The 11,036-nt window shown below is 46.4% G+C and carries 11 protein-coding genes and 1 pseudogene; 8 read left to right on the top strand and 4 right to left on the bottom strand.

The window, feature by feature from the left end:
* From RIM23_RS23850 to RIM23_RS23835, 4 genes are all read left to right on the top strand, one after another.
* The coding region (locus tag RIM23_RS23850) for a hypothetical protein (protein ID WP_446369960.1) at positions 1-242 on the top strand (242 nt) is incomplete at its 5' end.
* Positions 243-445: 203 nt separating this feature from the next.
* Positions 446-664: a hypothetical protein gene (locus RIM23_RS23845; RefSeq protein ID WP_446357898.1), complete on the top strand. Its 219-nt coding sequence runs from the start codon at positions 446-448 to the stop codon at positions 662-664.
* A 50-nt stretch (positions 665-714) separates the two neighbouring features.
* Positions 715-972: a cytotoxic translational repressor of toxin-antitoxin stability system gene (locus tag RIM23_RS23840; RefSeq protein WP_446357900.1), complete on the top strand. Its 258-nt coding sequence runs from the start codon at positions 715-717 to the stop codon at positions 970-972.
* 177 nt (positions 973-1,149) lie between these two features.
* The gene (locus tag RIM23_RS23835) at positions 1,150-2,736 is read left to right on the top strand and encodes a glucose-6-phosphate isomerase (RefSeq protein WP_446369958.1); all 1,587 of its coding nucleotides are present in this window, start codon (positions 1,150-1,152) and stop codon (positions 2,734-2,736) included.
* A 232-nt stretch (positions 2,737-2,968) separates the two neighbouring features.
* Here RIM23_RS23835 and RIM23_RS23830 read toward each other — a convergent pair whose 3' ends face one another.
* Entirely contained in the window at positions 2,969-4,972 is a 2,004-nt protein-coding gene (locus tag RIM23_RS23830; RefSeq protein WP_446369956.1) for a tetratricopeptide repeat protein, read from the bottom strand.
* A 310-nt stretch (positions 4,973-5,282) separates the two neighbouring features.
* Here RIM23_RS23830 and RIM23_RS23825 point away from each other — a divergent pair, with 310 nt between their 5' ends.
* A complete protein-coding gene (locus tag RIM23_RS23825; protein WP_446369954.1) occupies positions 5,283-5,888 on the top strand; it encodes a hypothetical protein in 606 nt (201 codons plus the stop codon).
* An 85-nt stretch (positions 5,889-5,973) separates the two neighbouring features.
* On the opposite strand, the gene RIM23_RS23820 is transcribed toward RIM23_RS23825, so the two are convergent.
* On the bottom strand, positions 5,974-6,840 hold the full coding sequence (locus tag RIM23_RS23820; protein ID WP_446369952.1) for an SWIM zinc finger family protein: 867 nt from the start codon (positions 6,838-6,840) through the stop codon (positions 5,974-5,976).
* Positions 6,841-7,200: 360 nt separating this feature from the next.
* On the opposite strand from RIM23_RS23820, the gene RIM23_RS23815 reads away from it, so the two are divergent.
* Complete coding sequence (locus tag RIM23_RS23815; protein ID WP_446369950.1) at positions 7,201-8,490, top strand: RNA-guided endonuclease InsQ/TnpB family protein; 1,290 nt, start codon at positions 7,201-7,203, stop codon at positions 8,488-8,490.
* A 50-nt stretch (positions 8,491-8,540) separates the two neighbouring features.
* The gene (gene rsmD, locus RIM23_RS23810; protein WP_446369948.1) at positions 8,541-9,101 is read left to right on the top strand and encodes a 16S rRNA (guanine(966)-N(2))-methyltransferase RsmD; all 561 of its coding nucleotides are present in this window, start codon (positions 8,541-8,543) and stop codon (positions 9,099-9,101) included.
* Between the two features lie 88 nt (positions 9,102-9,189).
* On the opposite strand, the gene petG is transcribed toward rsmD, so the two are convergent.
* Positions 9,190-9,303 (bottom strand): cytochrome b6-f complex subunit V, encoded by a 114-nt coding sequence (gene petG, locus RIM23_RS23805; RefSeq protein WP_446334724.1) that lies wholly within the window; start codon positions 9,301-9,303, stop codon positions 9,190-9,192.
* 295 nt (positions 9,304-9,598) lie between these two features.
* On the opposite strand from petG, the gene RIM23_RS23800 reads away from it, so the two are divergent.
* Positions 9,599-9,973, top strand: coding sequence for a c-type cytochrome (locus tag RIM23_RS23800; protein ID WP_446369962.1), 375 nt, complete (start codon positions 9,599-9,601; stop codon positions 9,971-9,973).
* Positions 9,974-10,005: 32 nt separating this feature from the next.
* Here the strand turns inward: RIM23_RS23800 and RIM23_RS23795 are convergent.
* Positions 10,006-10,716, bottom strand: a pseudogene (locus RIM23_RS23795) (O-antigen ligase family protein); the annotation flags it as partial.
* Positions 10,717-11,036 lie beyond the last annotated feature (320 nt).

Genomic DNA, 11,036 nt, shown 5'->3' with positions numbered 1-11,036 from the left:
TTAGGGCTTTAGCCCTATATTATGTTGGGGTTGTAGTAAGGGCTTTAGCCCTATTTTATGTTGGGCTTGTAGTAAGGGCTTTAGCCCTATATTATGTTGGGCTTGTAGTAAGGGCTTTAGCCCTATATTATGTTGGGCTTGTAGTAAGGGCTTTAGCCCTATATTATGTTGGGTTTCCTGTCGTCAACCCAACCTACAACCTATTCCACAATTTTAGCTGTGTCAGTCCACTACGAGTATAACCAATGGTATTATTTTAGCGGTATGCTCTACATGGTCATAATCTGACATTCTGAACGGATCGACGTCAGCCTAAATCTAGGTATTGTCAATAAACTTAATTTAATCCAAAATCAATCTGGATTGCTAAAGCCATTCATCCGACTTAATTGTCGTACCTTGACCCACCCCACCTTTGACGACTCGATTGGAGCCTTATTTCCTGATGAATTTACTCAGAGGTCGATTGCAACGCTTAACCCAACAGTTACCTGATTTAGTGGATCAACTCCCTGATGAAAGCTTGGCAGACGCCTGGAAAGTTCTGCAACCGCTCTATTATGACTTGTATATGCTCTCCGCCATGCAAGAGTCCATGCGAACGATTCGACCCGGAGATGCGATGACCCGCGAAGAGGCGCTGCGACTGCTGAATCTGCCCTAAAATCTTCGCAGAAAGATTACAATGATTCCTGGGGAATCAGAATATATCCTGTGAGCCTAGAAGTACGCTATGCGCGGTCTTTCCTACAAGATCTCAAAAACCTAGAGTCAGCTGCCTATCAGCAGGTCTATGAGATGGTTTTTGAGAAGTTCATCCATCTCAGAAGCATTCACGACTTGCCAGGGCTTCACCCCATCGGCTCAGATGCTATTTTTTACCGATTTACCATCGATAACTATATGGTGGGGATTGAAGTGACGGGTCACATCGTCAAGTTTTTGCGCGTGTTGCCCAAGCCGTATATTTGAGGACGCAGCAGGCTTTCAGAAGGCAGGGGGAGCAATGTAGAGACGTAGCATGCTACGTCTGGGAGCAGGGGAAGAATTGGCTTATAAGACTAAGCCACTGAAAAAGGAAAACTGACAACTGATCCCCGGACAACATACACTTGTGATTGGTAAAAACAGGAATTTGAGAAGCTACTTATGGACGCCGCTGCACTCTGGCAACGCTATCAGGACTGGCTCTATTACCACCAAGGGTTAGACTTTTACCTCGACGTCAGCCGTATGCGATTTGATCATGCCTTTGTCGAGGCGATGCGACCTAAGTTTGAGAAGGCGTTTCAGGATATGGAGGCATTGGAGGGGGGCGCGATCGCGAATCCTGATGAAAATCGGATGGTGGGTCACTATTGGTTACGAGATCCTGACATAGCGCCAACACCCGAACTGCGTCAAGATGTCCTCACAACCTTAGAGAAGATTGAATCCTTTACCTCGAAAGTCCATAGTGGTGCGATTCATCCCCCAGGTTCATCTAAATTCACCGATATTCTTTCCATTGGCATTGGCGGATCAGCATTAGGTCCTGAGTTTGTCGCTGATGCCCTTGCCCCTAACATCCCACCCCTAGCAATTCATTTTATAGATAACACTGATCCGGCGGGGATTGATGCCACAATTGCTAAACTGCAAGATCGTTTAGCTAGCACACTCGTCTTAGTCATTTCTAAATCTGGAGGAACTCCGGAAACCCGCAATGGCATGATTGAGGCAAAAAAAGCGTATGAATCCCAGAAACTAGACTTTGCTACCCATGCCGTGGCGATTACGGGTGAAGATAGTAATTTAGAGAAACTGGCGAAATCAGAAGGGTGGCTGGCAACCTTTCCCATGTATGACTGGGTAGGAGGACGCACCTCAGAACTGTCAGCGGTGGGACTGTTACCCGCAGCACTGCAAGGGATTGATATCCGCCAGATGCTGGCAGGTGCGAAGGAAATGGATAGTGCCACCCGTGTCCATGATCTCCAAGAAAACCCGGCGGCGTTGCTGGCACTTTCCTGGTATTTTTCGGGGAATGGTAAGGGTGAAAAAGATATGGTGGTTTTACCTTACAAAGATAGCCTGCTGTTATTTTCCCGCTACCTCCAGCAATTAGTCATGGAATCCTTGGGTAAGGAAAAAGACCTCAATGGTAATACTGTACATCAGGGAATTGCAGTTTACGGCAATAAAGGCTCAACGGATCAACATGCTTACGTGCAGCAGTTGCGAGAAGGGGTTCCCAATTTCTTTGTCACCTTTATTGAAGTATTGCGCGATCGCGAGGGACATTCCCCAGAGGTAGAAGCGGGGGTAACTTCCGGTGACTATTTATCCGGTTTATTACAGGGAACCCGAAAAGCCTTGTATGACAATCAACGGGATTCGATTACCGTGACAATTCCCCAAGTCAATCCTCGCACGGTTGGAGCACTGATTGCTTTATATGATCGGGCTGTGGGATTATATGCCTCCCTGGTTAATATCAATGCTTACCATCAACCTGGAGTGGAAGCGGGTAAAAAAGCCGCCGCTGCTATTTTAGATTTACAGAAACGGGTAATTCAGGTCTTGCAAGATCAAGGAGAACCCCTATCCTTATCAGAGTTGGCACATAAAGCAGGGGCGACTGACCAAATAGAAGCCATTTATAAAATTCTGCGCCATCTCCACACTAATCAACGGGGTGTTGTTTTAGAAGGAAAACTGGGAGAACCAAGTAGCTTAAAAGCGTCTGCTGTTTAACTGCCCAAACAATTACGTACCCGTAATAAACCTTCTGCCTTTTTCTATATAGCAGCAGATATAGCAGTAGACACATCGATTAGGACAAACGAACTGTTGTAGAGACGCTTCAAAAGCGCGTCTCTACCAAATGATGCGTCCTAACCGCTATGGCGATTGCTATACATAGATTGAGACAAATGAACTTTGGTAGAGACGTTCCGGCAAAACGTCTCTTATTTTTGTAGTTTGCTTAGAGTTTAGGTTGAATAACTTCTCCTAACCACTGCCACCAGCTACGATTAGCCTTCATCTTAGTTCTGATAATGGATAAATTTTTCCGAAAAATAGCCGTATTAGGATGATCATCTCCTAAGTGCTGTTCACTCAAACTTAATGCCTGAACCAATAGTGATTCCGCTTCTGTGTAGCGTTTTTGAGAATTGTAGAGTCCGGCTAAATTGTTGATGCTAGTCGCGACACCCGGATGGCAATTGTCTAAGAGAGATTTTCTTAGTTCTAAGGATTGCAAGTAAAGGGGCTCAGCTTCACTGTAGCGACCTTGAGCATAGTACAGTAATCCCAAATTGTTGAGGCTACTGGCAACATCAAGATGGTAATTGCCTAAGAGAGATTTTCTCAGCTCTAGGGCTTGCAAGTAAAGAGGTTCAGCTTCACTGTAGCGACCTTGAGCATAGTAAAGTCCTGCCAGATTATTCAAGCTAGTAGCAACATCGATATGATGATTACCTAACAGATGTTTTCTCACCTCTAAGGCTTGCAAGTAAAGAGGTTCAGCTTCACTGTAGCGACCTTGAGTATAGTACAATCCTGCCAAATTATTCAAGCTAGTCGCAACATCAAGATGTTCCTCACCAAAAGCGGCTTGGGCAATGGATATGCAGTGCCTAAACCAGGATTCTGCCTGATCAACCATTCCCTGATGCTGATAAAATCTGCCTAAGCGATCAAATAGCCAAAGTAAATCTGTTAATCCTTGACCTTTATAGAATTTGCCCAAACTGTCAAATAAGCAGAGTGAATCCTCATCCCTTACGGCTGATTCTAGGGTTTGAACTATTTCTTGAATGTGAGGCAGTATCTCTTCCAATAACCTTATCTGTTCTGGGGTAGGAGAATCAGGAATTTGCTGAACCAGTTCAACAACAATAGCGGTAAAAGCCTGCCTGAAGTCATCAGCATGGAGTTTTTTGAAGGGTGGTGCTTTGTTCTTGCTTTTTTGGGAAACTCCTGAATTGGCAATTTGAGAGTTGTCTCGTTGACACGAACAGGTGGGATTCTTAATCGGAAAATAGAGTTGCTGATCAATAGGGCAATTTTCACCGGAACCAGGGACGCCAGGATAAGGGGAGAGGAATGAATGCCATTCTCTCGGAGGTGGCGTCTGCTGAGTTGAGTAGTCGTAGGAAATTGGTTTTGGCAAAGGCTGACTATCTGGTTGAGGTGGCTTGGGGATTGGCTGGGACAACCGTTTGGGAAAAGGATAAGGAGGGCGAGATACAAAAATGGCGGGTGAATCTAAAGCCTCCAATTTTTTGCGGAAAAACTCCCGAATTAAGGGCTGAACTTTGTAGCAACCTTGGCGATTTGCCACCGACTCAATCAAACGCCACTGATCAAGTTGAGTTTGAGCTTGGTTGAGATCTGCCTGTCTCCAGTGCAAGAAGTCACTGGCAGATTCTAACCATTGCCAACGCCAGAGGGTTGAGGCAAATAAGCTCAAAAGTTGACCTACTTGTTGGGTGATGGGATTGAGTTCTCTCCAGATGTATTCCAAAATGGTATTGATTCCCCACTGGAGTGTCGGCTGGCTTGGCGGTTTAGTTGTTTGATCAGGATATCGCTGCGCTTCGAGCCGTTTGAGTATATCGGTTAAAGACAAATCGGGGTGTTGTGCTAAGTATCGCCCGACTAACTCTATGCCTAACGATAGATATCCCAGCCATTCACACAGTAGAGGTAAAACTTTCCGTGCGCCCCGATCCTGCAACATGCGTTCTTTACCCAGTAGGGCTGTCAAAAGTTTCCACGCTTGTTCTGGTGACAGCACATCTGGGGAGCGATCCCCTTTCCCGCCTTGATCTGGCTGCTGCATTGTCATATTTAATCGTTCAGATAGAGTCTGAGCGCCATTTGGGTACTCAATGAGCTTGTGCGATCGCATCCTCTGGGATAGCCATGCTGGTGTCTGAATTGGATGAGCTGAACCTTGCTTAGCTAAACCGCGTTCAAGCATTCTCCCCTACAAAGCGTGACAATCTACTCAGCAAGGAGTAAGGGTTCTGGCTTGCTGTTACACGATGGTAACTCGCTCTTTTTTCGTGATGAGTGGTTTCCATTTTCCAGCAAACGCGGCGAGCCTCCCACCCTTTTACCCGCTTTTGTGCCAAGCGCTAGAGGAGTTGCCGTCTGAAAGCGCTCAAAACCGTAAGACACTGTAAAACAGGTAATACAGTTAACATTGTATGATAATTTACTCAAACGCTGCAATCAACTTCGCGCCGAGAAGCCATTCAAGTATTCGGGAAGAATCAATCCACTTATATATGCCCTATAGTCAATTCAAAACTATCGCTCAAGCTAAAGCTGCTTTCCAGCTAACTGTCATTGAAGGCAGTCGCTTTTTGCCTGAAACTTCTCCAGTTGCCCCTTCGCCAACTCTCTCAGATTACTTACAGGAAACGTTACCGATTGTCGCTACCTCTGGTAGTGAAAAAGCCCGTTCGGAGGGTATTATCTATCCAGTATTAATCGATGTCAGAAAAGCACTTAATCGCCAAGTGAGTGTCTTCTCCGGTGAGGAATTTAATGTTGACGAGTCGGTCGGTCTTAATGGCTTGTGCGATTTCCTGTTGACTCGTTCAACAGAAGTCTTAGAAATTGAAGCACCAGCAATGATTATTGTGGAAGCTAAAAAGACTGACCTCAAATTAGGCTTTGGGCAGTGTATTGCCGAAATGGTTGCGGCTCAACGCTTCAATGAGGGACAAGGACAACCTATTTCGACGATTTACGGCAGTATCAGCAATGGCAATCAGTGGCAATTTCTCAAGCTGGAAGGAATCACTCTATTCATCGATTTGGCAGTCTATCCCTTGCCGCCAGTTGAGGGTATTCTTGGTGATCTTGTCTGGATGGCTCAAGCCCATTAAGAAGGGAATAGGAAGCCGTTAACAATAGACGAAAAAGCAGATACCCTAAACCCGTGCAGCCTTGGAGCCTTAGAGACTTCTTGGATTAGGTTTCCCGATTCAAGGCTGACATCATCGCCTGTTGACTAACCAGTTGATAAACTTCCCGGAAATACTGCATAACACGACTATCAGCCGCGGCTAAGGGAATCGTGCCTAAGACATCCAATACAGTACGATTGTCTGGAGGAGGGGTAATTACAACCAGAGAGGGATCAAGAGGTTCTTCGTATTGCCAAAATTGCTCAAGCTTAACCGGAACAGAAACGGCTGGTTCTCCTTCATTTTTCTGATTATCATCTAATCGACTGGATTTAACCTCTGATTGACTTGATTTGGACTCAATCTCTGCTTTCTTCTCAGGTTTTAGTTCGACACTCCCCGTACTGCGTAAGCGACGCAAATCATCCAGAATTTGGGCTTTAGTGCGTCCCCGTAGCTGGAATAAGACAAAGGGATCTTCACTAAATCGATCGCCTAATTGATAGTAAATTGCACCAATATGTTTACAGGGGTTTTGCGGATCAGGGCAACTACATTTTGAATGAATATCCGAAAGAGTGAATGGAAATAAACTCAACCCATTAGCGGTGAACACCTGCTCAATATTTTCCGGCATTTCTCCGGCTAATAATTGAGCCGAATAAATACATTCTTGCGCCATAGTTTCCACCACATAACCCCAGTCTTCATCGGTAAACGGGTCAATTGATAGGGAAACTCGATAGGGATCGGGTTCTGTTCCTTGTACCCGTGCCAACACCTGAGGACCTTCAAACTCAATACTGAGGACATTGCCTTCTTTGGCGTATTTGCGGGCGCGTTCCAAACGCTTTTTAAAGCGATAGGAATTGAGTAAGTCTATCCAGCGTTGCACCCACCAGGGAGGAGTTTCAATTTCGTAGGACTGCATAATTTATAAATACCGTAGGGTGGGCATTGCCCACCAGCCTTAATGATCGTGCCATTCAGCTTAAGAGTATAATCTACTAATATCATATCAGTTTGGGTCGTTCGTCTATCATACCCATAGTTATGGGGACAAAAAGTTACCCTTCTATCGAAACGTGGGGGGAGAGGGAGAGCTATAGAACCCCATCCTCTACGCAACGTATCTTTGAAGCGGGACGCGATAGCGATAGCGTGGAGTAGGTTGGGGGTACATTGGACTCCCCCAAGGTAAATTCAATTCAGTCAAACCCGATTGAATTTACAGATGCATTGGTTTTTTCTACAAAGTGTTATATAATTTTGTAGAAAGGAGGTGAGACTTGTGTTGACATTAACTTACGAGTACAAAATTGAGCCAACAATTGAACAAGTAGCGGCAATTGAGCGTTATTTGGAAGTTTGTCGTCAGGTATGGAATTATGCTTTACGCGAACGTAAAGATTGGCTCAATTCTCGGAAATCTGATGTTAACGCTTGCTCTCTCATCTGTGAATACATTATACCTGCTGATGCACTATTTCCTAACTACAACTTGCAAGCCAAGTCTTTAACTGAGGCAAGGAAAAACAATCCTGAACTTAAATCAGTAAATGCCCAAGTTTTACAACAAGTGTTGAGGAAACTTGAAACAGCGTTTCTTGACATGAGTCGGAAAGGGATGGGTTTTCCTAGGTTCAAAAAACCAGGAAGAATGCGCTCCTTTGTGTTCCCTCAGTTCAAGACTAATCCAGTCAATGGAGAATCAATCAAGTTGCCTGAGTTGGGATGGGTCAAGATGAGGTTATCTCGTCCAATTCCAGACGGGTTCACCTTAAAGCAGGTTCGGATAGTTAAAAAAGCCTCTGGGTATTTCGCCATGCTGTCATTACAGTGTGATGTACAAATACCTGATGTAATGCCAGGTGGTCATCCGATTGGGATTGACTTGGGATTAGAAAACTTTTTAGCAACATCTGATGGGGAGTTAATCGCAAGACCTCGATTCTTTGATTCATTGCACCGTAAGCTTAAATTGCTACAACGCCGATTGAAGCACAAGAAAAAAGGGTCTAAGAACTGGCGAAAACTCAATCTGAAGATTGCTAGATTGCACCAACGAATTCATGACACCCGCAAAGACTTTCATTTTAAACTAGCTCACCACCTAGTCCAAGATGCCGGAATGATATTTGTTGAAGATATCAACTTCAGGATTTGGGCAAAAGGGATGCTAGGAAAGCATACCTTGGATGCTGGCTTTGGTCAGTTTGTCAATATCCTGCAATGGGTTTGTTGGAAAGAACAAGTTTACTTTGCCAAGGTAGATGCTGATTATACCTCGCAGCAATGTCCTCGTTGTCAAACCCACACAGGCAAGAAGGATTTATCAGTAAGAATCCACAATTGCCATGAGTGCGGGTACACCACCCATCGAGATGTTGCTGCGGCACAAGTCGTGATGATTCGAGGCTTCGCCGTGAGCGTTCAGCCTCACGGTGTAGGTGCGACTGGGCAAGCCGTACCCGAAATTGCCTGGCTAGACGTACTGTCGGGGGTCATTGACCTAGATAAGTGTCCGCGAACCAGGAAATCCTTAAAGCGATTTAAGGAATCCTCAACTAATACGAAGTAAGTTGGGGAGGATGTCAAACACAACTGATATTACCGAACTTGATATGATTCATGAGAATTTATGGAAACCGACAGCTAAAAACTTTACCTGGACTAGAAACCCGCCCGACACCCGCACGGGTACGGGAGGCGGTATTTAATATCTGGCAAGGTGCGATCGCACAATGTCGTTGGCTGGATCTCTGTGCGGGTACAGGTGCTATGGGCGCTGAAGCCCTCTGTCGCGGCGCATCTTTAGTGGTAGGCATTGACATAAAGGGCAAAGCCTGTTCTATTATGCAACAGAATTGGCAGCACCTTGCTCAGCCTGAGCAAACTTTCCAGGTGGTGCGGGGAGATGTGGTGGGGCGATTAAAAACCCTGGCTGATCAGCAATTTGACCGGATTTACTTTGATCCCCCTTATGCCAGTGATTTGTACAATCCGGTTCTAGAAGCGATCGCTCATTATCAACTATTGGCGGATCAAGGTGAATTAGCGGTGGAATATAGCCCTAACTACTGGACACCTCAACCCATTACTTCCCTAGAAATTTGTCGCCAGAAAGTCTACGGTAACACAGCCTTAGCTTTTTACCGCCTCAGGGGGAAGGATGAGAGTTTTGACCCTTAGCAACGCTTTTCGGGCATGGCGCGTGAGTTAACTCCCCCATCTCCCCCACCTCCCCAACCCCTAACCCAAGGGCTGAGAGTGCCATTGATTATAATCCCAATTCGTTCCCCCGCTTATATTGGAGGTAGGCGGCGACAAATAATCCAGCCAAAGTCACAGGGATTAAGCCGAGAACAATTCCCGACAGCAGTGGTTCGATCATGATCGTTCTCCAAAGACTAAGTTTTTTTACTTGTTTCTCATCCTACTAGGTGAGATGACCCAATTGCTACTCAATACCAGCAAGACCAGGGAATCAGCCGCTTCCGGATTGCTGGCTGCACTACATCCATGATTCCAACTTGCTTACTTAGTCCATAAATTTTAAGCTATGTTTATTAATCGACATACTTCTTTCCAATCTGTTACACTATTACCCTCCTGGGTAACTCTACCTGTGTTGCAGTGTAAGTCCAGTTTAACTTTGTTCAGAAATTCTCAACTTGGCAGGAGATCCCTTGGAGAACCAGCTTGACCAACCTCAAGTCCTAGTGCGGCGGATTACCATGGTGGTACTCGCGCTACTGTTCGTAATCGGCATCAGTATCTTCGGATTTCAGATGCTGCAAGTTTCCGATCCTTATATGCAGAAAGTTTTGTCCCTCAACGGTGATCCAGTTCGAGGACAGGCTATTTTTGAAATCAACTGTGCCGATTGTCATGGTATACAAGCTGATGGCAAGGTAGGACCTAGCTTACAGCATATTTCTAAACACCGATCGCCGAGTGGTTTGATTGAGCAGGTGATTAGTGGTCAAACCCCCCCGATGCCAAAGTTCCAGCCTAGTCCTCAGGAAATGGCAGACTTGTTAACTTATTTGGAAAAACTGTAGGTTGAATGATGAATTCTTTGGTCTTTTGTGTACTACGTCTTTCTGGATGAATCGCCTTTATTTTGATGAATTCTGGAAGCCGTCACCCCAGCGATCGCGGATAGAAGTAGCCACCCTAAAGTATTCACCCGTAGGTCAAAGAGGGTGACATCCAGCATATTGAATAGGATACAGCCACCGAATGCGACTAAATAACTAAAGACGATTAATCGATCGCCACTTGAGAGCGATCGCGCTTTGTTGATCCAGAGAACGCCTTGCCCGAAAATCCAGCCAACTAAGCCACAAAATAGGATTGTAGCCGGAATACCCGCTTCAGCCGTCAACATCAGGATAAGATTATGGGGATGACCTAGCCACAGATCCATCTGCTGTTCGTAAAGTAGGGTGAAATTCCGCAATCCCCAACCAGTCCAAGGGCGCTGCTGAGTCAGGGACAAAGCAAAGCGCCATTGAGTTATCCGCATCAACGCCACGGGGCGATCGGGATGAAGCTGATCGGTGAGTCGCGCCCAAAAGTAAGCCGGAACAATCATTCGCAACCCTTCCCGTAAGGGTGAGGGACTAAACGCCGCTGATGGTACAGCGACAGCCGCAGCGACGACTATCCCCACTAAGAGGCGCCAGCCTTGGTAAAGTGCAAAAGCCAGACTCACGACAATCACCCCACCCCAAGCATTTCGGGAATGAGTGAGGATAAGCGCGATCGCATTAGCAATTTCCACCCCAGTTAAAAATAGGAGGACTCCCCCTGCTTCCCCCAGAAGGGCGGGTTTAGTTAAGTTATCGGTTTGGCGCCATAAGTTATCCGTCAAACCCGCCCCTACACCGCCTGCGCCCCCGGCCTGCCCCGGGCCCCCCGGGGGCCCCGCGCCCCCCCCACGCCCCCGCCCCCCCCCCGCCCCCCGCCCGCCCCCCGCCCCCCGGGGGGCCGCCGGGGGCGTCCTCCTATTTTTACCGGGGGTGGAAATTGCTAATGCGATCGCGCTTATCCTCACTCATTCCCGAAATGCTTGGGGCGATCGGGATGAAGCTGATCGGTGAGTCGCGCCCAAAAGTAAGC

The sequence above is a fragment of the Coleofasciculus sp. G3-WIS-01 genome (assembly GCF_040223135.1).
In the GTDB taxonomy this organism is placed as follows: domain Bacteria; phylum Cyanobacteriota; class Cyanobacteriia; order Cyanobacteriales; family Coleofasciculaceae; genus Coleofasciculus.
This window is presented reverse-complemented; position numbering and strand designations above follow the sequence as displayed.